19 protein-coding genes are annotated in these 23107 nt (G+C 40.6%); 14 read left to right on the top strand and 5 right to left on the bottom strand.

Translation table 11 applies throughout. The features are described 5' to 3' along the window. Positions 1–14: 14 nt before the first annotated feature. The 4 genes from nifJ (at position 15) to glmM (ending at position 7166) form a co-directional block, all read left to right on the top strand. Positions 15–3686, top strand: a complete 3672-nt coding sequence (gene nifJ, locus A5868_RS09055; protein WP_086303693.1) for a pyruvate:ferredoxin (flavodoxin) oxidoreductase — start codon at positions 15–17, stop codon at positions 3684–3686. A gap of 110 nt (positions 3687–3796) precedes the next feature. Further along, entirely contained in the window at positions 3797–4681 is an 885-nt protein-coding gene (gene cdaA / locus A5868_RS09050; protein WP_086303694.1) for a diadenylate cyclase CdaA, read from the top strand. Beyond that, on the top strand, positions 4678–5787 hold the full coding sequence (locus tag A5868_RS09045; RefSeq protein ID WP_086303695.1) for a CdaR family protein: 1110 nt from the start codon (positions 4678–4680) through the stop codon (positions 5785–5787). The genes cdaA and A5868_RS09045 overlap by 4 nt, the downstream gene beginning before the upstream one ends. A gap of 23 nt (positions 5788–5810) precedes the next feature. After that, positions 5811–7166: a phosphoglucosamine mutase gene (gene glmM / locus A5868_RS09040; RefSeq protein ID WP_086303696.1), complete on the top strand. Its 1356-nt coding sequence runs from the start codon at positions 5811–5813 to the stop codon at positions 7164–7166. A gap of 91 nt (positions 7167–7257) precedes the next feature. On the opposite strand, the gene glmS is transcribed toward glmM, so the two are convergent. After that, positions 7258–9066: a glutamine--fructose-6-phosphate transaminase (isomerizing) gene (glmS, locus tag A5868_RS09035; RefSeq protein ID WP_086303697.1), complete on the bottom strand. Its 1809-nt coding sequence runs from the start codon at positions 9064–9066 to the stop codon at positions 7258–7260. 510 nt (positions 9067–9576) lie between these two features. Here glmS and A5868_RS09030 point away from each other — a divergent pair. The 8 genes from A5868_RS09030 to yihA all read left to right on the top strand — a co-directional run bounded on the left by A5868_RS09030 (position 9577) and on the right by yihA (position 17502). Next, positions 9577–9864 carry a hypothetical protein gene (locus tag A5868_RS09030; protein ID WP_086303698.1) on the top strand — a complete coding sequence of 96 codons (288 nt, stop codon included), beginning with the start codon at positions 9577–9579 and terminating at the stop codon, positions 9862–9864. A gap of 79 nt (positions 9865–9943) precedes the next feature. Continuing rightward, the gene (gene sppA / locus A5868_RS09025; protein WP_086303699.1) at positions 9944–10972 is read left to right on the top strand and encodes a signal peptide peptidase SppA; all 1029 of its coding nucleotides are present in this window, start codon (positions 9944–9946) and stop codon (positions 10970–10972) included. A gap of 2 nt (positions 10973–10974) precedes the next feature. Beyond that, positions 10975–11514 carry an RDD family protein gene (locus A5868_RS09020; protein ID WP_086303700.1) on the top strand — a complete coding sequence of 180 codons (540 nt, stop codon included), beginning with the start codon at positions 10975–10977 and terminating at the stop codon, positions 11512–11514. Positions 11515–11516: 2 nt separating this feature from the next. After that, positions 11517–12440: a tetratricopeptide repeat protein gene (locus A5868_RS09015; RefSeq protein WP_086303701.1), complete on the top strand. Its 924-nt coding sequence runs from the start codon at positions 11517–11519 to the stop codon at positions 12438–12440. Between the two features lie 103 nt (positions 12441–12543). Beyond that, positions 12544–13827, top strand: coding sequence for a trigger factor (gene tig, locus A5868_RS09010; RefSeq protein ID WP_010780619.1), 1284 nt, complete (start codon positions 12544–12546; stop codon positions 13825–13827). A gap of 239 nt (positions 13828–14066) precedes the next feature. Continuing rightward, positions 14067–15452, top strand: a complete 1386-nt coding sequence (locus A5868_RS09005) for a GH25 family lysozyme (protein WP_086303702.1) — start codon at positions 14067–14069, stop codon at positions 15450–15452. A 152-nt stretch (positions 15453–15604) separates the two neighbouring features. Further along, entirely contained in the window at positions 15605–16852 is a 1248-nt protein-coding gene (gene clpX, locus A5868_RS09000; protein ID WP_010780621.1) for an ATP-dependent Clp protease ATP-binding subunit ClpX, read from the top strand. Positions 16853–16905: 53 nt separating this feature from the next. Then, positions 16906–17502, top strand: a complete 597-nt coding sequence (gene yihA, locus A5868_RS08995; protein ID WP_086303703.1) for a ribosome biogenesis GTP-binding protein YihA/YsxC — start codon at positions 16906–16908, stop codon at positions 17500–17502. On the opposite strand, the gene A5868_RS19005 is transcribed toward yihA, so the two are convergent. Beyond that, positions 17499–17651, bottom strand: coding sequence for an SPJ_0845 family protein (locus A5868_RS19005; RefSeq protein ID WP_010780623.1), 153 nt, complete (start codon positions 17649–17651; stop codon positions 17499–17501). The genes yihA and A5868_RS19005 overlap by 4 nt on opposite strands. 133 nt (positions 17652–17784) lie before the next feature. On the opposite strand from A5868_RS19005, the gene A5868_RS08985 reads away from it, so the two are divergent. Beyond that, positions 17785–19113 (top strand): hypothetical protein, encoded by a 1329-nt coding sequence (locus A5868_RS08985; protein ID WP_086303704.1) that lies wholly within the window; start codon positions 17785–17787, stop codon positions 19111–19113. A 101-nt stretch (positions 19114–19214) separates the two neighbouring features. Beyond that, complete coding sequence (locus A5868_RS08980; RefSeq protein ID WP_010780625.1) at positions 19215–19400, top strand: hypothetical protein; 186 nt, start codon at positions 19215–19217, stop codon at positions 19398–19400. A gap of 50 nt (positions 19401–19450) precedes the next feature. Here the strand turns inward: A5868_RS08980 and A5868_RS08975 are convergent, their stop codons facing one another. Genes A5868_RS08975 through A5868_RS08965 form a run of 3 tightly spaced genes read right to left on the bottom strand, consistent with a single transcriptional unit; the run spans position 19451 to position 23096 of the window. Beyond that, on the bottom strand, positions 19451–21376 hold the full coding sequence (locus tag A5868_RS08975; RefSeq protein ID WP_086303705.1) for a PTS fructose transporter subunit IIABC: 1926 nt from the start codon (positions 21374–21376) through the stop codon (positions 19451–19453). 56 nt (positions 21377–21432) lie between these two features. Continuing rightward, positions 21433–22347: a 1-phosphofructokinase gene (pfkB, locus tag A5868_RS08970; RefSeq protein ID WP_086303706.1), complete on the bottom strand. Its 915-nt coding sequence runs from the start codon at positions 22345–22347 to the stop codon at positions 21433–21435. Further along, positions 22344–23096: a DeoR/GlpR family DNA-binding transcription regulator gene (locus A5868_RS08965; RefSeq protein WP_086303707.1), complete on the bottom strand. Its 753-nt coding sequence runs from the start codon at positions 23094–23096 to the stop codon at positions 22344–22346. The genes pfkB and A5868_RS08965 overlap by 4 nt, the downstream gene beginning before the upstream one ends. Positions 23097–23107 lie beyond the last annotated feature (11 nt).

The raw sequence follows: 23107 nt of genomic DNA, 5'->3' as shown, positions 1-23107 counted from the left end.
AAAGGAGGAGAATTATGCGTAAGAAAAAAACGATGGATGGAAACACAGCTGCTGCTTATATTTCCTATGCATTTACAGAGTTAGCCGCAATTTATCCAATCACTCCTAGCTCGACAATGGCTGAACTTGTGGATCAATGGGCTTCACAAGGGAAGAAGAATATATTTGGTCAACCAGTGTCAATCACTGAGATGCAATCGGAAGCAGGGGCTGCTGGTGTCGTCCATGGGGCGTTAAAAACAGGCGCATTGACAACGACGTATACCGCTTCACAGGGATTGTTGCTAATGATTCCGAATATGTATAAGATTGCTGGCGAATTGCTACCGGGTGTTTTTCATGTTGCTAGCCGTGCAGTAACTACAAATGCACTAAATATCTTTGGGGATCACGGCGATGTAATGGCTGCTCGTCAAACGGGTTTTGCTATGTTGCAAGAGAGCAGCGTCCAAGAAGTAATGGACCTGTCTGCTGTAGCTCACTTGGCTGCAATCGAAGGCAGCCTGCCATTTATGAACTTCTTTGACGGGTTCCGTACAAGTCATGAAATTCAAAAAATTGAAGTATTAGATTACGAAGAATTGGCACCCTTGATTGATCAAGAAAAATTGAAAGCATTCCGCAGGCGCAGTATGAATCCCAATCATCCAACGATCAGCGGGACAAACCAAAATCCGGATGTCCATTTTCAACAACGGGAAACGGTTAATCAATACTATGACGAATTACCTGCAATTGTTCAAAAATATATGTTTGAGATCAATAAACTACGTGGAACCAGCTATGATTTAGTTACCTATTATGGTGCAGAAGATGCTGAAGAAGTGATCGTAGCAATGGGCTCTGTCGCTCAAACGATCGAACAAACAGTAGACTACTTGAATGCAAACGGCCGTAAAGTAGGGTTTTTGAACATTCATTTGTATCGTCCATTCCCAACGGAAAACTTTTTAGAAAAATTGCCTGATACGGTGAAGTCGATCGCTGTTTTAGACCGCTCCAAAGAGCCGGGTGCAGATGGAGAACCACTTTTGTTGGATGTCCAAGGGGTGATGTATGAAGCGGATGTTCGTCCTAAGATTATTGGCGGTCGTTTTGGACTGGGTTCAAAGGATGTAACACCTGATCAAATAATCGCTGTGTATGATGAGCTGTTAAAAGATAAAAAAGAAGCGAAAAAAAGATTTACGATCGGTATTGTTGATGATGTCACTCATATGTCGCTGGCGACAAAAGGCCTTATCGATTTGACCAATCCAACCACTTTCCAAGCAAAATTCTGGGGATTTGGATCGGATGGAACAGTAGGTGCAAACAAGTCAGCGATTAAGATTATTGGAGATCACACGGATAAATATGCACAAGGGTACTTTAGCTATGACTCTAAAAAATCTGGTGGATTAACAGTTTCACATTTACGCTTTGGAGATACACCGATCCGGTCGACCTATCTAGTGGAAAGTGCGGATTTTATTGCCTGTCATACGCCTGCTTATATTCATACGTATGATCTATTAAAAGGGTTAAAACCAGGCGGCACCTTCTTAATGAATACGATGTGGAACGATAAACAGATTGATACGTTGCTTCCGGCGAAAATGAAACGCTACATCGCTGAAAACGACATTAAGTTTTATACTATCAACGCAGCAAAACTTGCGATGGATGTCGGGCTCGGATCGCGCATCAACACAGTTATGCAGACGGCATTTTTCAGTTTGACAGGCATTATTCCTTTTGATGAAGTATTAGGTATTTTGAAGGATGAGGCAGATAAGAGTTACCGTCGCAAATCGTTGGAGATTGTAGAAAAAAATATCGCAGCGATTGACCAAACGATTGAATTGCTGCATCAAGTGGATGTTCCGCAAACATGGAAAATACTTGAAGTTCCAAATCCTGTGCGCAAGTCTCCTGTTTCTCAATATGTGGAACAAATCGTAGAACCAATCAATTCTCAACAGGGAAATGATCTAACTGTTAACGATTTAGTAGCCAATGGCATGACGGATGGTACTATACCGATGGGGACAACCAAATTTGAGAAACGCGGGGTTGCCTTAGAGGTACCTCATTGGATCAGTGACCGTTGTACAATGTGCAACGAATGTTCATTTGTTTGTCCACATGCGGCGATTCGGCCATTTTTAGCAGATGATGACGAAATGGAAGAAGCGCCAGAAGGCTACATTGTTCGTGAAATGCGCGGTGCTGATGGCTTGAAATATCGCATCCAAGTATCTGTTGAAGATTGTACAGGCTGCGGCCTTTGCGTTGAAGCGTGTCCGGCAAAAGGGAAAGCATTAGTGATGAAACCATATGAAGAGGAAAAAGAGCAGGCGATCAACTGGGCGTTCTCTATGACGTTAAAACAAAAAGCCAATCCAGCGAAAACAAATTCTGTTTTAGGCTCTCAATTTAACCAACCGCTGCTTGAATTCTCAGGCGCCTGTGCAGGCTGTGGGGAAACCCCTTATGTTAAATTGATGACACAAATGTTTGGCGATCGAATGATGATCGCAAACGCAACAGGTTGTTCTTCTATATGGGGGGCTGCTGCTCCCGTAAGTCCATATACAACTAATGAGCAAGGTCAAGGCCCTGCATGGTCTAATTCCTTGTTTGAAGACAACGCTGAGTATGGATACGGAATGTTTTTAGCAAATCAGACACGACGGAAAGAATTAGCTGACAAAATGAATGAGGTACTAGACACGGTTTCCGTTGATTTACGAGAGTTGATGGAAGACTGGATGGACCACATGTTTGAATCGGAAGGAACGCAGCAGCGTGCGACGAAATTAACAGCAGCACTTGAAGCGGAGGACTTATCCGATCCTAAACTAGCAGATATCTACGAAAATCGAGATCTTTTTGTCAAAATCAGCCAATGGATGTTCGGTGGAGATGGCTGGGCGTATGATATTGGCTTTGGTGGGATCGACCATATTTTGGCAAGTGGTGCTGACGTGAACATCTTAGTAATGGATAATGAAGTCTATTCCAACACAGGTGGACAAACGTCCAAGGCAACGCCAGCTTCAGCTATTGCGAAGTTTTCTGCTGGTGGGAAATACCAATCAAAAAAAGACTTAGGTATGATGGCGATGACTTACGGCAATGTGTATGTGGCTCAAATTGCTTCTGGTGCAAACCAAATGCAAACCATCAAAGCGTTAGAGGAAGCTGAAAAATTCCCTGGACCATCATTGATCATTGCTTATACGCCATGTATTAATCATGGTTTGCGTGGTGGAATGAGTAAAACACTGCAAGAAGCAAAAGAAGCAGTCAATTCAGGTTATTGGTCATTGTATCGTTACAATCCGTTACAACGTGAAAAAGGAAAAAATCCTATGACGTTGGATTATAAAAAACCAAATTTTGACGAGATGATTGGTTTCATGAAACAACAAACGCGATTCTCTGCTTTGGAAAGAATTCAACCAGACGATGCGCAACGTCTATACCATAAGACCGTTACTGATGCACAGACACGTTTTTATAACTATGCTCGTTTAGCAGGGCAAGAGGAAAAAATTCGTGCAAAATTAGAAGGATCAACTGTGGAGGTTGAGCAAGCAGCAGTCGCTGCAAAGCCAAAGCGTGAACGGAAAGTTGACCCAGAGGCGGAAGCTCGGCGTGCAGCCCGAAGAGCAGCTCGTGCAGAAAAACGGAATAAGTAAAATTAAAGAGTCTCAGGTTGCTGAGGCTCTTTTTCCTGCTTTATTTTATGCTAGACCTTTACCACTGTGGTATAATTGTAGAGAATTTTGGATAGAAAGAGAGGTTATCTATGCCTAGTCGTCTAATAGAATTATTCAGACCGGAATATTGGCTTAGCTTTTTTTCTGAGAATCTTTCAACATGGGATATCATCGTCAACCTTTTAGATATATTTGTAGTTTGGTTTTTGATTTATCGTTTGTTTGAACTTGTTCGCGGAACGAAGGTCGTCCAATTAATTAAAGGTGTGGCGATTTTTATCGGTATCCGAATCGTGGCTGAGTTTATAGGCTTGCATACATTGTCATGGTTGATGAATCAGATCATCACTTATGGTGTGATTGCAGCGATTGTTATTTTTCAGCCAGAAGTCAGACGAGGCTTGGAACATTTAGGTCGGAGTTCCTTCTTTAAAACAACAAAAAAAGAGGAACGCGATGACGAACGAATGATCTTGGCTTTTGACAAGGCGATTCAATACATGTCAAAAAGAAAAATCGGCGCGCTTGTAACGATTCAACGATTTACAGGATTAGAAGAATACATAGAAACAGGTATTCCTTTAGATGCTGATATTACCGGAGAGCTATTGATCAATATCTTTATACCGAACACCCCATTGCATGATGGTGCCGTTATCGTAAAAAATGGGAAGCTTGCAGTTGCTTCAGCCTATTTGCCGCTTTCTGATAGTATGTTGATACCAAAAGAATTTGGGACTCGTCACAGAGCCGCAGTTGGGATCAGCGAGGTCAGCGATGCCTTGACATTTATCGTCTCTGAAGAAACCGGCGGCGTCAGTATCACTTTAAACAATGATTTCTTACATGATTTATCACAAGAAGAATACTTAGCGGTGATGCGTAGAGAATTATTACCTGACGAAAAAAATGCTGGTAAAAAGAGCCTTTTACAAACCTTTTTAGAGGGTTTGACTAAAGGAGGCCAAAAATGAGAATCCGATTCAAAAAAAGCAATGTGCCTTATATGCTGATTTCCTTAGTGTTCAGCTTGATTTTGTTTTTTAATGTAAACAGTCAAAATTTCAGTCGTTTGATCTCTTCTGAAACAAGCTATGAGGAATCCATTCAAAATGTACCAATTACAGTGCTTTATGATTCAAACGAGTATTTTGTTCACGGTTTTTCTTCTAATGTGTCCGTAAAATTGAGTGGAGCAAACCGCATTCAATTGAACAAGGAAATGGATCCCGACACGCGAGATTTCAGCGTGGTCGCGGATTTAAAAAATTTAACCTCTGGGACACATGAAGTTCGCTTAAAAACGAGAAATCTTTCAAGCTCACTTTTTGCAACCATTGAACCGGAAACAATATCGATTACAGTCGAGAAAAAAGTAAAAAAACAATTTGATATATCGCCTATTTTAAGCAGCAATACCAGCAATAACGGATTAAAAGTAGGAGAAATGACGACACAGCCGCAAAAAGTGGAGATTACTACTGGTGAAGATACAATGAAAGAAATTGATCGTGTCGTAGCTTCTGTTGACAGCAATAAGTTGACTGCAAGTCAAGATAGCTTTCAAGCACCGGTTCAAGCATTGAATGCGAGTGGAGAAGCGTTGCCTATTCAATCAGATCCGCAGAATGTGACAGTCAATTTTGAAATTCAAACCCCAAGTAAAGAGGTTTCGCTTTATCCTATTCAAGAAGGTGATCTGCCTTCAGCGGTAGAAAGTGTAAAGATTGATTTGAATCGCACGAAGGCTACAATTACTGGCGCTCAGTCTGTAATTGATCAAATAGACAGTATCGGTATTCCAGTCGATGTAAGTCAGCTTCAAGGAACAGTGAAGAAGTTTATCGATATACCAGTATCTGGTGAATATCAAGTAAATCCTAAGACAGTAAGTGCGCAGGTGACACCTGCCTTTAAAAAATCACAAGAATCAGAAACAAGCAGTGCAAATCATCCTAGTTCGTCGACAGAAACGAGCACTCATCCGGCTGGTTCCAGCAAGTCTTCAACGACTTCGGAAACAACTAGTACTCAAAGTGACAGCGTTCAAGAAGAGTCGACCAATCAATCTACAAACTAGATGAAGAAGGGAAATATAATTAAATGGGTAAATATTTTGGAACAGATGGCGTACGCGGAATTGCGAATAAGGAACTAACACCTGAACTAGCGTTTAAATTGGGCCGTTGCGGCGGGTATGTATTGAGCCAGCATCATGAAAGCGAAGAGCGCCCTCGCGTGTTGGTAGGGCGAGACACTCGGATTTCTGGAGAATTGTTGGAAACAGCCTTAATTTCAGGGCTGTTGTCAATAGGGATCGAAGTTTTCCAATTAGGCGTTATTTCAACTCCAGGTGTCGCTTATTTAACAAGATTACAAAAAGCGTCAGCGGGAGTCATGATTTCGGCTTCACACAATCCTGCTGAAGATAATGGAATTAAGTTCTTCGGTGGAGATGGCTTCAAGCTAGTTGATGAACAAGAGGCTGAAATTGAAGCGTTGATTGATGCTGAAGAGGATACGCTGCCTCGTCCTTCTGCTGAGGGATTAGGAACACTCGATGAATTCCATGAAGGACTTTTGAAGTATTCACAATTTCTAGTTCAAACGATTTCTGGTGATCTTTCTGGATTGACCGTTTGTGTCGATGCAGCAAATGGGGCCACTTCAACAAGTGTGAATCGCTTATTTGCTGATTTAGAAACAGACTTTTATACTATGGGGACTTCTCCAAACGGCTTGAACATTAATGCGGGTGTAGGATCAACGCATCCAGAAACACTAGCGAAAATGGTCGTTGAGAAGGGCGCCGATGCTGGTTTAGCATTCGATGGTGATGGCGACCGAGTGATCGCAGTCGATGAATTAGGGAATATTATCGACGGCGATCGTATCATGTTTATCTGTGCGAAATATTTAGCAGGGCGCAAACGATTGAAAAAGGATACTGTCGTAACCACGGTTATGAGTAATCTTGGCTTCCATAAAGCAATCGAAGAGATTGGATTAGAAGATGTTATCACACAAGTTGGCGATCGTTACGTTGTCGAAGAGATGCGTAAAAATGATTATAACCTTGGGGGCGAACAATCAGGACACGTGTTGTTCTTAGATTACAATACGACTGGCGATGGCATGCTGACAGGAGTTCAATTGTTAAACATCATGAAGCAAACAGGGAAGAAACTTTCTGAATTAGCTTCAGAAGTAACGATTTATCCGCAAAAACTTGTTAATATTCGTGTGAGTGACAAGTATGGTGCGATGGACGTTCCTGCAATCAAGCAAGCTATTGAAGAAGCGGAAGCAGAAATGAACGGCGATGGCCGTATCTTAGTCCGCCCATCAGGAACGGAGCCTTTATTGCGAGTAATGGCTGAAGCACCTACAGACGAGAAAGTCGATTATTATGTAGAAAAAATTGCGGCAGTTGTACGTGAAGAGATTGGATTAGATTAAAACGAAAGCACTCGGTCGTGTTTAGACCGAGTGCTTTTTTTGTGTTTTTAAATATAAAAAAAGGTTGAGAGAATTCTCAACCTTTATAAAGCTATTCTACTGTTACTGATTTTGCCAAATTACGAGGCTTGTCAACATCATACCCGCGCAATAAGGTTGCATAGTAAGCAATCAGTTGTCCAGGAATCACAGAAACAAGAGGACGTAAGAATTGATGTACAACAGGTAAGATGATTTGATCGCCATCCTTGCTCAATTCTTCTGATACAATCACTAAGGTGTGTGCTCCGCGACTTTCAACTTCACGAAGATTTCCGCGCGTATGTGGTGCGGTCACTGCTTCAGTAATGATACCTATCACTGGAGTTCCTTCTTCTACAAGGGCGATAGTCCCGTGTTTCAATTCACCGGCAGCAAAGCCTTCTGCTTGGATATATGAAATTTCTTTCAATTTCAAAGCAACTTCCATTGAAACGTAATAATCTTCTGCACGTCCAATATAAAAGGCATTGCGAGTAGTTGCTAAATACGCCTCGGCAATCTCTTCGATCATTGCTTTTTCTGCGATCATGACATCCATAGCATTCGCAGCGATTCCCAATTCTTTTGTCAAATCAAATTCTTTTGCAGCAGAAATGCCTTTCGCTTCGCCAACTGCTTTCGCTAAAACAGTCAAAGCAGCGATTTGTGCAGTGTAAGCTTTAGTTGACGCAACAGCGATTTCTGGTCCCGCATGTAAAAGCATAGTGTAACTTGCTTCACGAGATAGGGTGGAGCCCGCTACATTCGTTACTGTAAGGGAAGGGTAGCCTAAGTCATTTGTCTTAACTAGCACTTGTCGACTATCCGCAGTTTCGCCACTTTGTGTCAGGTAAATGAAAAATGGTTTTTCTGAGAGCAAAGGCATGTTATACCCAAATTCGCTGGATAAATGGATTTCCACTGGAATGTTGGCTAAACCTTCAATGATTTGCTTGCTGGCCCAGCCAGCATTATTACTTGTGCCGCATGCAACGATATAAATTCGATCGCTTGCTAGTAAACTTTGCAGTAGTTCGTCTTCGATAACGACGGTTCCTGTTTCATCTGTGTATTCACTGATGATCCGACGCATCGTAGCAGGTTGTTCATCAATCTCTTTCAACATATAGTAAGGGTATGTGCCCTTTTCCATATCTGAAAGATCAATTTTTGCTTCGTAAGGGGCACGTTGAATTTCGTTGCCGTTCTCATCTTCAATCTCAACATGGTCTTTTGTGACAATAACCATTTCGCCATCATTGATTTCAACAAACTGATTTGTTTGTTCTAACATGGCCATCGCATCACTGCAGACAACGTTGAATCCGTCACCCAAACCGATGAGCAGAGGGCTCTTGTTTTTTGCCACATAGATTGTTTCACGGTCTTCTTTATCAATTAATCCAAACGCGTAAGAACCATGGATTTCTTTTAAGGCTAAACGTAAAGCTTCTTTAGTAGAAACCCCTTGATTTGCAAAGTGTTCAATTAAATGAACAACGATCTCAGTATCTGTTTCACCATAAAAAACATCGTCTGCTAAATATTTCTGCTTTAATTCGTCATAGTTTTCGATCACGCCATTATGGACCAATATGAATCGTTTGCTCTGTGACGTGTGGGGATGCGCATTTTCTTCGCTAGGCTCACCGTGTGTTGCCCAACGCGTATGACCAATCCCGATCGTTCCATGAACACCTTCATTGATTTTTTCTGCAAGTTCTTTGATTCGTCCTTGGGACTTTACTAAGAAGTCCTCCTTCTGATCTGCAACAAAAATGCCTGCTGAGTCATATCCACGATATTCCAATTTCTCCAAGCCGTTCACTAAAATATCTGTTGCTTGCTCATTTCCTACAATCCCTACAATTCCACACATAATGCTTTCCTACTTTCCTGTCATTATATGTTTCCGAGCTGTCTGATCACTTTTTTGTTCTTTTATCAAGTTTTTGTAATGATCTGTAGAGCACAGCTGCCCTGAAGCCACCCGCCGAATAATTCGATAAGCTTCTTCCTCGTCACCTTTAAAAAGGTCTGGCGCTATCTTATTGCTGTCTCTTATACACATCTAGATGTGTATAAGAGACAGATCTTATTGGTCTAACCAAGATTTTTTTGTTTTAATACCGGAAACAATGACTAATATAATATAAACAAAGAGGATAGTCAAATATTTTTTTATTTATATGTAATTGGTATATATGTAATTTGTGAAAAGTGAGAGCATACAGTAAATTTGCTTCTGCATTTCATCTCTCTTGATAATAAGGTAAAATAGAGAAGTATCATTCAAAAGCGCCGTTTTTTAGTTTGTTTGATATGTTTGCCAAGAAAGGCAGTCTCTTGTGAGTACCATTCTCACGGAACAATCGAGGAGGAAAGCAGAATGAATCAACCAAACAATTTAACAGTCGGTGAATTACGCAAGTTTTTAACAGAACTCGATAAAAATAAGGAAATCACTGATGAAACAAAAATTTTCTTAGATACTGGCTGGGATAGTATTCAAGAAATTAATCCGGACGCGTTAAGTATAGAAGACGCACAGGCATTTAAAATCGAGGACCCTTTAACGAAGGAGCTGTTCGGCGGCTATGCATTGCTGGAAAAAGCAGAGAAAATGAAAGGCGAAGGTCCTACCGAAAAGGTATTGATCATCAGAAATCTCTACTGATAGTTCAATGGTAGATCTTATCAAGTACGTTTCAAAGTACAAACTATAGAAAGTAGTATTATTATCGAGGAGGAAAAAGATGAATAAAAGACGTTGGATTGCAGTGGGTATAGCGGTAGTGTTAGTAATTTTCTCGGCACTATCTTCAACAATCAATAAAAAAGAAGCAAACAAGGAAGAGCTTAGCCAAGTAAATGAATTGTTGTATGGTACAGGAGAGCCTCAAGAAAAAGTAGAAGAGGCTGGATCAAGCAAGGACAAGATTGCTAAATTAGTAGTAGAAGGAGCAATCATTAATGACGGTACCAGCGGTTTGTTTTCAACTGGAGGCTACAATCATGCTTCTTTTATGCAACAATTAACTAAAATAAAAAATGATTCTGATGTAAAGGCGATCTTATTGGAGGTTAATTCTCCAGGCGGGGCCGTATATGAGACCGCAGAGATCACTCGAGCACTGAAGGAAATCCAAGAAGACAGAAAGATTCCAATTTATACTTCCATGGAGAGTCAGGCCGCTAGTGGAGGATATTACATCTCTGCTAATTCGGATCGCATTTTCGCTGCCGAAGATACAATGACCGGATCGATTGGGGTCATCATGTCTAGCATGAATTATTCAGGATTAATGGAAAAACTGGGTATCACTGATGCTACGATCAAGAGTGGTGCTCTAAAAGATATCGGTTCTACGTCACGACCTCAAACAAAAGAAGACAAAGAAGTACTCCAAGCATTTGTAGACAGCATGTATGGTCGCTTCGTCAAGGTAGTGGCAACGGGCCGCGGCATGGACGAGAAAAAAGTGAGAGAATTAGCCGATGGCAGAATTTACGATGGGGCTCAAGCAGTTGAAAATGGATTGGTGGATGCGATTGGTTACCCAGACGAAGCGCTGGCTGCTTTACGAAAAGATAAAAAGCTGGAAGATGCAAAGGTAATTTCGTATACCGATGGCAGCACGAATTTCATGAATACATGGTTAGGAAGCAGCCTAGCCGACCTTCAAGGGATTAAACCTTCACAAGAAGAAGTGATTGCCAATATCGTTGAGAGTATTGGTACGCCACAAGCGCCTAAAGCGATGTATCTCTATGGAGGTGAGTAGAGATGACTGAAGAGACAACACAAAGACCTGCGGTAGGTCCAGTAACACAGTTGCTTGAGAAGAAAAGACAAAGCCCTCAGTTTCATGACTATCCAAATTATTTTTATGCAGGTTTCTGGATTCGTTTTTTTGCCTATCTTGTAGATCTGATCTGTATTTCAGCCATTACAGGAATTGTCACACGCATACCAATCGCTGTATTCGGCTTAACCAAGAGTAATGAATTGCTTAGCGCTTATGGACTAACTGCAGTGATCCTCTATTTGGCTTATTTCATTTTGCTGACGAAGTTAAACCATGGGCAAACCATTGGGAAAATGATTTTTGGCATTCGTGTGATCTGCTTTATAGAAGAGCAGCTGTCGTGGAAAACTGTTTTAGTCCGTGAAGGAGCATGCCGATTTATTCTGCGAGGCTCGTTTTTTATGCTAGGTTATCTTGTCACGATTTTTACACCTACGAAACAGCACATCGGTGATTATTTTTCAGACACAAGTGTAGTAACATTAAATTTATTAACAGCTAGAGAGGATTTTAAGTAAGGATGAATCCGATAGATTTTCCAAACAATGATCACTATTATTTATCACTTGCGGAAGAAGCATTTTCAGCAGGTAATTATTCTAAAGCATTAGACAACTATAAGCGTGCGTATCAAGAAAACCCTTCACCAAAGCTGAATCGGTTAATCGCAAGTTTAGCTTTGGAGCAAGGAAACTTCTCCGAGGCGTTAGAATATGCGCAAGAGGAGTCAGACAGTTATCTTGAGACGCCGGAAACAATTGATTTATTTTTGCAGATTCAATTATATGCTCAGAATTTTTTCTCAGCGAGAGAATTCTTTTGGCGAGTGCAAAAAGGAGATCGTTTAACGAAAGAACAAAAGAATCTTTGGTTGATGCGAATCGATGACCAAGAGAGCTTTTATCAGCGTCAACAGCAGGCTCTCATGAAAGAATTAGAAAGAGAACTGAGCGAATTGCCTTCATTGATACCGATGGAGCAGTTGGTTTTAGTCAGAAAAGCGAAAGAACTTCCAGAGGAGCGTTTAAAAGTCGTTGCGGAGGCTTTTATGATCGACTCCGAAGTCGCACCTTTAGTACGCAGTTACTTATTTGAGAGTTTGGCTCGGGTCGGCGTGACTGAAAAAGTCCGCTACTTGACGATCTTAGATGAAATAATCGAGCTGTCTCCAGCAGACTCAGAGTTTGACGAGACTCTGCAATATCGGATCGAAGAAAAGCTAACTGAAAAATTAGAAGATGAAGATCCTGTCCTCTTGTCCAATCTCTTAGAGCAAGTCAAGTTGGAAATGGCCTTTGTCTATCCGATGCAACGCTCGTTCATGAAACCTGAGGCTTGGGCAGCGAGTTATTTATCAGAGTATTCCGTTCAATCAGAACCATTGGATGAAGGGATTGAATCTATTCGCCATAAGATTAAACAACGGATGTTCGATTATCATTAAAAACTGCCGAGAGTAAAAGCTTTATATTTACATTTCACAATCAGTAGTGTAATATTTAATGGTATGCAAAATGCAAGTATATTAGTATTCGGAGGGAACAAAAGTGACTGCAAATTTTGAAAAAACAGGCGCCAACGATGGTGTGTTAACTTTCTCAATTGAACAAACTGAGATTCAAAAAGGATTAACAAATGCATTCAACAAAGTAAAGAAAAATCTTAACGTACCTGGCTTCCGTAAAGGGAAAGTTTCTCGCCAAGTATTTAACCGTATGTACGGTGAAGAAGCGTTATATGAAGATGCTTTGAACGACGTATTACCAGTTGCTTATGAAGCAGCTGTAAAAGAAGCGGGAATTGATCCAGTTTCTCAACCAAAAATCGATGTAGACAGCATGGAAAAAGGCGAAACTTGGGTGATCAAAGCAGAAGTAACTGTAAAACCTGAAGTGAAGCTAGGCGACTACAAAGAATTAGAAGTTCCTAAACAAGAAGTAGAAGTATCAGATGCAGATGTAGATGCACGCTTGAAATCAGAACAAGAATCTCAAGCTGAATTAGTCATCAAAGAAGACGAAGCTGCTGAAAACGAAGATACTGCAGTAATTGACTTTGAAGGTTTCGTTGATGGCGAAGCGTTTGAAGGCGGCAAGGGTGAAAACTATTCACTTGAATTAGGTTCTGGTTCATTCATCCCAGGCTTTGAAGAACAATTAGTTGGTCACAAAGCAGGTGAAAACCTAGACGTAACAGTTACTTTCCCAGAAGACTACCAAGCAGAAGATCTTGCTGGTAAAGAAGCTGTATTCAAAGTAACTATCCATGAAGTAAAAGCAAAAGAATTACCTGAATTAGATGATGACTTCGCAAAAGACGTGGATGAAGAAGTAAATTCTTTAGATGAGTTAAAAACGAAGTACCGTGATGAATTGACAAAACAAAAAGAAGAAGCTGCGAAAGAAGCAAAAGACGAAGCTGCAATTAAGCAAGCCGTTGAAAATGCTGAAATCGTTGAACTTCCACATGTAATGGTGCACGACGAAGTTCACCGTTCAATGGATGAATTCTTAAACAATATGCAACGTCAAGGAATCTCTCCAGAAATGTATTATCAATTAACTGGTTCTACTGAAGAAGATCTTCATACACAATTTGAAGGTGAAGCTGAGAACCGCGTGAAAACAAATCTAGTGATGGAAGCAATCGTTGAAGCTGAAAAAATTGAAGCTTCTGAAGAAGACATCGCGAAAGAAATCAAAGATTTGGCTGAAATGTACCAAATGCCTGAAGACCAAATCAAACGTGTATTAACAGAAGATATGTTAGAACACGATATCAAAATGAAAAAAGCTGTAGAATTAGTAACAGGTACAGCAGTAGAAAAATAATCAACGAATGATTTTAAGCATGTAGCGCGTTTTGCGCTACATGCTTTTTTGTGTCTAAAGGCTGTAGATTGGGAGCCCATCAAGGGACAAAATTAGTTTTCTCTTTTTTATCGATAATTATAACGAATAACTTCAAAAAATCTCTTAAATTTGGTAAAATTGAATTATTAATGACTTTGGTTAATTGGTAATTTTATACTTTTCAAACTATTTGTGCTTTATACCTTAAGGAGGAGAAAATGAAGAAAAAAATTCTTGGATTAGGTTTTTTAACTATTTTGTGCTTAAATTTCTCAGTATCAGTCTTGGCTGAGGAAAATAAAATAGAGAGTAGTACTCAAACTACAGAAACAGTTCCTGTGGTTGATTCAAGCTCTGAGAACACACAAGAGAGAGACTCGGCGTCAACAGAATCGACAGAAAGTAGTTTGGAGCAAGACGCGGCAACCGAACAAACAGAAGAGGAGACAGCAGCTCCTGAGAGACAGATAGATACGCCGGAAGGAACGATGAACTTACCGACTGGACGCTCAGATCTTTATCCGTCGATTCAGCTATTTGCTTCATTGCCTTCAGTTTCAGCGACGAATACCAATACACCGAGTAAAAGCTTCGTAGATATTTCCTCCCATAACGGAAATATTTCTGTAGCGAATTTCCAAAAAATGATGAGTTATGGTGTTACCGGTGTGGTTGTAAAATTGACAGAAGCTACAAGTTACACAAATCCAAATGCACAATCTCAAATTAATAACGCCATGGCAGCTGGAATGAAAGTTTCGGCATACCATTACAGCTGGTTCACGAGTGATGCTCAGGCAGTAGCAGAAGCAAATTATTTTGCTGCGGCAGCGAAGAGATTTGGCTTGAGTGGCGGAACAGTCATGGTTAACGATATTGAAGAGCCTAAGATTTTAGGCAAAGGAAATCATACGAATAATTCACGAGCATTTGAAAATCGATTGAAATCACTAGGATATGGAAATGTTCGTCATTATGTTGGTTTGAATTGGTTGAATACGGGGAAAATCAATGCTGGAGTAATTGGAAATAAAAATATCTGGGTTGCTGCCTATCCGTATAATCTTTCGACAACGAATTTCTATACGCAATATGGTGCTTGGCAGTGGTCCTCTCAATTATCCTTCCCAGGCGTGAACGGGAATTTTGATATCAATGCTGATTACACCTCTACATTTAGTAATCCAACACCCAAGCCGCCAGCAAATAGTATCCAAATGTACCGTGTCTATAATCCTAATAGCGGAGAACATTTCTATACACAGAATGTTGCTGAAAAAAACAACTTGGTTTCTAAGGGCTGGAGATATGAAGGGATAGGTTGGAACGGACCGACCTCAGGCAATCCGGTGTACCGTTTATATAACCCGAATGCTGGAGACCATCATTACACACTTCATGCCTATGAGAAAGATAACTTAATCAAAAAAGGCTGGCGCTACGAAGGGATTTCTTGGTATTCCGGCGGGCCGAATGCCTTGCATCGCTTGTACAACCCAAATGCTAAAGCAGGCTCGCATCACTACACGTTGAATACAAACGAAAAAAATAACTTAGTGAAGCATGGCTGGAGATATGAAGGATTAGCTTGGTACGCAAAATAGATCAAAAGTTCTCGATTTTTCGAGAACTTTTTTCTTTAGAATTCCTTTCTAATTTCTTTTGGATTCTTTGTGTTTTCAACGCTTTATGTTATTATAGATAAAGACTGCAATCGTGGAAACACTTGTAGAGAAAGAAGCAAGAGGTGAAAGCCATGTATGAGAGCACAGGCGCAGGTGAAACAGTCCGCTGTTCATTTTGCGGAAAGACCCAAGAAGAAGTAAAAAAAGTTGTCGCGGGTCCAGGAGTATACATTTGTAATGAATGTATCGACCTTTGTAAAGAGATTATAGATGAAGAATTCCATGAAGAAGCGATTCGTGAATTTATTGATGTGCCAAAACCAAAAGAACTATTAGATGTGTTAAATCAATATGTGATCGGTCAAGATCGTGCGAAAAAGGCATTATCTGTTGCTGTGTATAATCATTACAAGCGGGTAAATACTGAAAACGACGGCATTGATGAAGTTGAATTGCAAAAGAGTAATATTTGTTTGATTGGGCCTACAGGGTCAGGTAAAACATTCTTAGCTCAAACATTGGCAAGAACCTTAAATGTGCCATTTGCTATTGCGGATGCAACGAGTTTGACTGAAGCCGGCTATGTCGGTGAAGATGTTGAAAATATTCTATTGAAGCTGTTGCAAGCTGCAGATTACAATGTTGAACGTGCTGAAAAAGGAATCATCTACATTGATGAAATCGATAAAATCACACGTAAAAGTGAAAATGTTTCGATTACTCGCGATGTTTCCGGCGAAGGTGTTCAACAAGCGCTCCTTAAAATTCTTGAAGGAACGGTTGCTAGTGTTCCGCCTCAAGGAGGACGTAAGCACCCTCATCAAGAATTTATCCAAATCGATACGACAAATATTCTATTTATCGTTGGCGGTGCCTTTGATGGTATTGAAACAATCGTCAAAAACCGTTTAGGCGAAAAAACGATTGGATTTGGTAAAAACAATAAAAAGATCAATGAAGAAGAAAGCATGATGCAAAAGATCATTCCTGAAGATCTTTTGAAATTCGGGCTGATCCCTGAATTCATTGGGCGTTTGCCAGTGACTACAGCGTTGGAAAAACTGACTACTGAAGATTTGGTTCGTATTTTGACTGAACCAAAAAATGCATTGGTCAAACAATACCAAAAGCTGCTTTCTTATGACGACACAGAATTAGACTTCGACGCGGATGCTTTAAGTGCTATTGCGGATAAAGCTATCTCTCGTAACACGGGAGCACGTGGATTGCGTTCTATCATTGAAGATGTCATGATGGATGTTATGTTCGATATTCCTTCAGATGAATCCATTGAAAAAGTTGTTGTGACAAAAGACTCTGTTGAAGGAACAGGAAAACCTATCATTGAGTACCACAACGACAAGAAAAAAGCAGGTTAGTAAGTGAGGGTTCACAAAGTCATTTGTGAACCCTTTTTGAAAGGCGTGAAAGAATGAAAGTCCATAATGCAGAGATCGTTATTAGTGCGGTCTCACCAAAACAATACCCTGAGACGGAACTGCCGGAGATCGCTTTGGCAGGTCGTTCAAATGTTGGGAAATCTTCTTTTATCAATACATTAATTGATCGTAAGAATTTAGCACGGACTTCCGGTAAACCCGGAAAGACCCAAACGTTAAATTTCTATCTGATTGAAGATGCGCTACATTTTGTAGACGTGCCTGGTTACGGATACGCAAAAGTTTCTAAAACGGAACGTGCAAAATGGGGAGAAATGATAGAGACCTATATTACCAGCCGTAAGCAATTACGCGCGGTGGTTTCTTTGGTAGATGTTCGTCATGATCCTAGTAAAGAAGACGTACAGATGTATGAATTTTTGAAGTACTATAATATCCCAGTAATCGTGGTTGCTACTAAAGCGGACAAAATCCCTCGTGGAAAGTGGAACAAGCACACGAGTGAAATCAAAAAGAAATTGGACTTTGATCCCGATGATACATTCATTCTTTTCTCTTCCGAAACAAAAAAAGGAAAAGAAGAGGCATGGCAAGCGATTGAAGCAGCAATTGAAAAGGACCAGGCTTAAGCCTGATCCTTTTTTTTATCATTCTGTTCAGTTTTTGGTTTTAAGAACTTTTGAATATCTTCATCTTTTTGCACATCTTTAGTAGGATCTACGACAAATGATTCAAACAACTTGTCTAAATCATCGGTTTTTTCAAATTTTAAGCCCATTTGAACACCTCCATTTTAGTTTTAACACAATCCATTATAGTATACAATTTTTTTCTCCTTAGTAATCAATTTCATAGGGTTTTTTAAATCTTTAAGATATACTTATAATAGAGAGATGAGAAAGGGGAAAGCAATGGAAAACAATCAGAAGATTTATAGTGTCAGTCAGCTTTATGATTTGAAGCAAGCCGATATCCAATCGAAAACCAATGATTGGTTAACGATGAGTCGCCTATTGCTGGAACCAGACATGATGATTATTAACGGGAAAGAGCAGGCGTTTGACTCGATTCAATTGAAACAAAAGATTGATGGTTTTGGTGAAAAAGAGGATTCCTGGCTTCAATTGAAAAATGCGGAAGAAGAAACCACGATCCATGTATTGGGAGATACGTTGTTTGAGAAGGCTATTCTTAAAGAAAAAAATTTCTATTTTTGGGAAACTGTTTATTTGGATTACTTAAAGACGCGATTGATAGAACATGGCTTCTTTTCATACATTCGGTCGTATGAAGAATATTTGTACCACAATACGAGTGATTTGTCTAAACGTCGATCATTTGAAACCGCTGAAGAGACGAACCTTCTGCCTAAAATGAAAGGGCTTAATGGAGATGTGGTCATAGATTGCAATGCATTTCCTGGATATGATGTCTTTTATAAAGGTGTATGCTTAACCGCGTGCTGGTGGCTGTTCCTAGGGGCGCCCTATAAAAAACTATTTGCAAAACAATTATTATTAGAGATCCAGCAGGTGGAACGAGTGGAGGCGCTTGGTGAGGGAGTTTTCTTCGAGCTATATAAAGATCCTTTCCAATGGAAGGAAGAAGCGAATCTAAGATTTCAGCAGCTATTTCGGGCGCAGTTGGGGATCTCGCAATTGTCTTATACGAACGGCGTCGGATTGTTGAAGCAGCCGTATATCGAGTTTGCTTTTGAGGATACTGTCGTTCAAACGGTGCAATACCAAAATGAGCAGTTTCAGCCAACCGAGAAAAGCGAGGCATCCTACTTTGTGACTCGTACCTATAATTTTTTAACCAATCAATACCGCGTCAATCGCATGAAGGGTGGATTGAATGCACTGGCATATTTTCCTTGGATCGACGATGAAAGTGAACGAATGATGAATTATCATATTCTCTACCCGGAGCTGACCTTGGACAAAGGATTGGCCGCGTTTGAATACTACATTCGTGATTCCATCGAATTTGAAATTCAAGATATGCGTTATAAAGATTACACCGCTGTTTTACAATTATTTATCCCTAAAAAAGCTTTTCTGGATTTTCCTTTAGAGGAATTAAAATCGGTATTGAAAGATATGACGATTCATCAGGTTAGCCGAAAAAATGATTCTTTGACTTTTTCTTTAGAGAAAGAGGCGAAGCACTTAACCGTTTCGTTTATTGATCAAAAGAAAGTTTCTGCGAAGAATCAATTAGACATTCTCGAGATTTAAACGAGCAGTGTTTAAAAAGTATTCATAGTTGTAGGAGAAGTTCTTGTTAGGATAGATAGTTTGAAAGTCATTCTTTAGTATGAAAAAAGGAGAGGTTAGTTATGGATCTGAGATACGTCAAAATTATGAGTAGTTGTTTACTGATTGTCGGAATGATTTTTGCTTTGCCCCTTTCGTCACTAGAGATTCCTTTAGCCATTTTAGTTTTCTTTATTGGAATGATCCTTTTTACGATCAAACCCAAACCGCAACCTGTTCGCGTTCATAGAAAAGATCGTTGGATGTAATGAACATAAAAACCCCGCACTCTCATTGAGAATGCGGGGTTTTTGTATTTTTATTGTGCGACAGGTTTTTTAACTAAACCATAGATAACGCCTGAAACGATTGCGCCGATGGCAATGAACAGAAGGTATAACAATGGGTGGCTTAACAATAGAACCACGAAGATCCCACCATGAGGAGCAAGTAGTTTGATGCCGACAGCACCAACTAATCCGCCAGCTAAAGCAGATCCGACAACGAAACTTGGAATCACGCGAATTGGATCGGCAGCAGCAAAGGGAATGGCTCCTTCTGTAACGAAGGAAAGACCCATAACGATATTTGTTAGACCAGCATCCACTTGGCTCTTTTCAAATTTGTTTTTGAATAAGCGAGTGGCAACGAAAATAGCTAGAGGTGGAACCATCCCGCCAGCCATAACAGCGGCCATAACGATCGAACCGCCTTGTGCGACAGTAGAAGCTAGTGTTGCAGTACCGAATACATAAGCTGCTTTGTTGATAGGTCCGCCTAGATCGACAGCCATCATTCCGCCAAGTAGAGCACCTAACAAGATTGCATTTGAACCGCTAAGACCAGTTAAGAAACCATTTAAGCCATCATTGATTGCTTTCATTGGAATATTGACTAATAACATCAAGAAACCAGTAATCATCAAGCCAAAGAATGGGTAGAAGAGAATGGCTTTGATTCCTTCAAGTGACTTAGGCAAGTTCTTGAAGATTTTTTTCAAGAAAATAATGACATAACCAGCGACGAAACCACCGATCAATGCACCTAAGAACCCAGCACCACCAGCATTTGCTAAAGCACCAGCAGCAAAACCAGCGATGAGACCAGGACGATCAGCAATACTTGATGCGATAAATCCAGCAAGTACAGGAAGCATAAAGCCGAATGCTGCGCCGCCGATTTGGTTGAACCAGCTAGCTGCTTGGTTGTAATTCCCCAGGTTAGCAAGTTCTGATTGCGGAACACCCATAAATTGGTCGATCATGAATGACAACGCGATCATGATCCCGCCGCCGATAACGAATGGCAACATATGAGAAACACCGTTCATTAAATCTTTATAGATGCGTTGTCCGACAGTACCGTTATCACTTTTTTCTTCATTCGATGCGCTTTCTTCGCCGCTTCCACGGTAGATAGGCGCTTTGCCGCTTAATGCTAAATTGATCAATTCTTCCGGCTTACGAATCCCATCACTTACGGGACGATTCACCAATTCTTTTCCATTAAAACGATTCATTTCAACTTTTTTATCGGCTGCAACGATGACACCATCTGCTCGGGCGATTTCTTCATCCGTTAAACGATGTTTGATCCCTTCGGAGCCGTTTGTTTCAACTTTGATGTCTACGCCCATTTCTTTTGCTTTCTTTTTCAAAGCATCTTCAGCCATGTACGTATGTGCGATTCCGGTAGGGCAGGCTGTTACTGCGACGATGTACCGGCGATTGGTGTCTTTGATTTCTTCTTCTGCCGCCGCTTGCGCTTCGGCTTTTTCTTCCGCTTCTTTTGCTTTTTCTGCTTCTTCAAAAGTCGCTTGTACTTGATCTGGTGTTTCAGCAGATTTTAATTTAGCAACAAAGTCTGGATCGATCAAAAGTCTTGATAAGGCAGCCAATGCTTGCAAGTGCGTATCGTTCGCACCTTCTGGAGCGGCGATCATGAAGAACAGGTAAGTGGGTTGACCATCTAATGATTCATAATCAACACCATTTTTACTTTTTGCGAATAAAACAGTCGCTTCTTTTACAGCGCTATTTTTAGCATGGGGCATCGCGATCCCATCGCCTAAACCAGTTGAGGTTTGCGCTTCACGGTTTAAGATACCTTCTTTGTAAACAGCAATATCTGAGATTCGGCCAGCGTCGTACATTTTTTGAACCATTTCATCAATTGCAGCTTTTTTTGTAGTTGCTTGCAAGTCCATGATCATGGCATCTTTGATCAACAAATCTTTAATATCCATTATAATTCCTCCAAATTCTAAATTGATACATATTTTTCAACAGAAGGGAGATCCTATTACTTAACTTTAGTGATCTCTACTTCTGGTAATAATTCTTGAATAAATTCTGCAGTGGCTAGGTCATCTGAAAAGGTAGTTGCACTACCGCAAGCAACGCCCCATTTAAATGCTTCAACAGGATCTTGGCTCTTCGTATAGTTGCCGACGAAACCGGCGATCATGGAATCTCCTGCGCCAACAGAATTTTTAACGGAGCGTTTCAAAACGTTAGAACGATAAATTCCGTCTTTAGTAAAGAGCAACGCACCATCACCAGCCATAGAAACTAGCGCATGCTGCGCGCCTTCATCCAATAATCGTTGGCCGAATGGGTAGATATCCTCAACGGAGCTAAAGGTTGTTTGGTAAAGGTCGGCTAATTCATGGTTATTTGGTTTTACCAATAGAGGTCCTTTTTCTAACGCATCCATCAAGTCGGCCCCGGTGGTATCAATGACAAAAGAGGCGCCTTGAGACTTAATGATCTCGATCAATTCTTGATAAAAGCCGGTTGGAACACTCGCAGGCTTGCTGCCAGATAAAACAACAATGTCTTCGGGGGATAAATGAGCCAATACTTTTTTTAGTTCATTCATTTCTTCCGCAGAAACTACTGGGCCTTGACCGTTAATCTCTGTCTCGTCTTTGGCTTTTAATTTGATGTTGATCCGTGTGTCATCGCTAACAGGTGTGAAGTTTGTTTGGATGGTTTCTCGTTCCATCCATTCTTCGATGAAGCGTCCGGTAAAGCCGCCAAGAAATCCTAGCGCGGTCGAATCATTATCAATACGCTTCAAGATTCGGGAAACGTTGATCCCTTTTCCGCCGGGTAGCTTAAAATCAGTTTTCATTCGATTGACATCGCCAATCGTAAGTTTATCAACGTGAACGATATAGTCGATAGATGGGTTAAGTGTCACTGTATAAATCATACAGAAACCTCCTTCAGGGTAGTTTGTTCTGTGATTTGATCATGAATAACCAAAGGACAGGTATCTGTGAGGATTGAAGCTGCAGACAATGGAGCGACACTGACAAAGCTCGTTTGATTGAATTTACTATGGTCAACTAAAACAAAAGCTTCTTCAGATTGTTGAATGGCTGTCCGTTTAAGGATCGCTTCTTCAGGATCGGGCGTAGAAAATCCGCTATCGAGATGAATGCCATTCATTCCCATGAAGGCCTTATTGAACCGGTATTGTTTCAACTGCTCTAAGGCTTGGGAACCAACAACGGCATCTGTTGTCAATTTTATCCGACCGCCTAAAACGATGGTTGCGATTTGCAATTCAACGAGCCGGGCAGCAAGACCAACGGAATTTGTGACGACAGTGATTGCTCGGTTTGTCAAATAGGAAATCATCTCAGAAGTCGTGGTGCCAGCATCCAAATAAATGACGTCACCTTCAACGATACATTCTGCTGCTAGTTGAGCAACAAGTTTTTTTTGTTGAACGTTTTTGGATGATTTTTCCAAAATCCCTAATTCTTGTTCCAAATGTTGAGGTCGCTTTGCGCCGCCATGAACGCGTTCCAAAGTTCCCAAATCTTCCAACTCTTGCAAATCACGTCGTATAGTTGATTCAGAAGCGTCTAAATACTGGATCAACTCTTGTGATTTCACTAATCCATCACGTTCAAGCCATTCGATTATTTTACGGTGTCGTTCTTCTGTAAGCATTTTCAATCCTC

The sequence above is a fragment of the Enterococcus sp. 12F9_DIV0723 genome (assembly GCF_002174375.1).
Taxonomy (GTDB): Bacteria; Bacillota; Bacilli; order Lactobacillales; family Enterococcaceae; genus Enterococcus_A; species Enterococcus_A gilvus.
This window is presented reverse-complemented; position numbering and strand designations above follow the sequence as displayed.

Excerpts from the sequence above, each read along its gene's own strand:
- A5868_RS19005 (WP_010780623.1), bottom strand. The coding sequence starts at position 17,651 with ATGGGCTTAAAATTTGAAAAAACCGATGATTTAGACAAGTTGTTTGAA.
- A5868_RS08980 (WP_010780625.1), top strand. The coding sequence starts at position 19,215 with ATGGATCTGAGATACGTCAAAATTATGAGTAGTTGTTTACTGATTGTC.
- A5868_RS08985 (WP_086303704.1), top strand. The coding sequence starts at position 17,785 with ATGGAAAACAATCAGAAGATTTATAGTGTCAGTCAGCTTTATGATTTG.
- A5868_RS09030 (WP_086303698.1), top strand. The coding sequence starts at position 9,577 with ATGAATCAACCAAACAATTTAACAGTCGGTGAATTACGCAAGTTTTTA.
- nifJ (WP_086303693.1), top strand. The coding sequence starts at position 15 with ATGCGTAAGAAAAAAACGATGGATGGAAACACAGCTGCTGCTTATATT.
- A5868_RS08975 (WP_086303705.1), bottom strand. The coding sequence starts at position 21,376 with ATGGATATTAAAGATTTGTTGATCAAAGATGCCATGATCATGGACTTG.
- pfkB (WP_086303706.1), bottom strand. The coding sequence starts at position 22,347 with ATGATTTATACAGTGACACTTAACCCATCTATCGACTATATCGTTCAC.
- cdaA (WP_086303694.1), top strand. The coding sequence starts at position 3,797 with ATGCCTAGTCGTCTAATAGAATTATTCAGACCGGAATATTGGCTTAGC.
- A5868_RS08965 (WP_086303707.1), bottom strand. The coding sequence starts at position 23,096 with ATGCTTACAGAAGAACGACACCGTAAAATAATCGAATGGCTTGAACGT.
- A5868_RS09015 (WP_086303701.1), top strand. The coding sequence starts at position 11,517 with ATGAATCCGATAGATTTTCCAAACAATGATCACTATTATTTATCACTT.
- A5868_RS09005 (WP_086303702.1), top strand. The coding sequence starts at position 14,067 with ATGAAGAAAAAAATTCTTGGATTAGGTTTTTTAACTATTTTGTGCTTA.
- glmS (WP_086303697.1), bottom strand. The coding sequence starts at position 9,066 with ATGTGTGGAATTGTAGGGATTGTAGGAAATGAGCAAGCAACAGATATT.
- clpX (WP_010780621.1), top strand. The coding sequence starts at position 15,605 with ATGTATGAGAGCACAGGCGCAGGTGAAACAGTCCGCTGTTCATTTTGC.
- sppA (WP_086303699.1), top strand. The coding sequence starts at position 9,944 with ATGAATAAAAGACGTTGGATTGCAGTGGGTATAGCGGTAGTGTTAGTA.
- glmM (WP_086303696.1), top strand. The coding sequence starts at position 5,811 with ATGGGTAAATATTTTGGAACAGATGGCGTACGCGGAATTGCGAATAAG.
- yihA (WP_086303703.1), top strand. The coding sequence starts at position 16,906 with ATGAAAGTCCATAATGCAGAGATCGTTATTAGTGCGGTCTCACCAAAA.
- A5868_RS09045 (WP_086303695.1), top strand. The coding sequence starts at position 4,678 with ATGAGAATCCGATTCAAAAAAAGCAATGTGCCTTATATGCTGATTTCC.
- A5868_RS09020 (WP_086303700.1), top strand. The coding sequence starts at position 10,975 with ATGACTGAAGAGACAACACAAAGACCTGCGGTAGGTCCAGTAACACAG.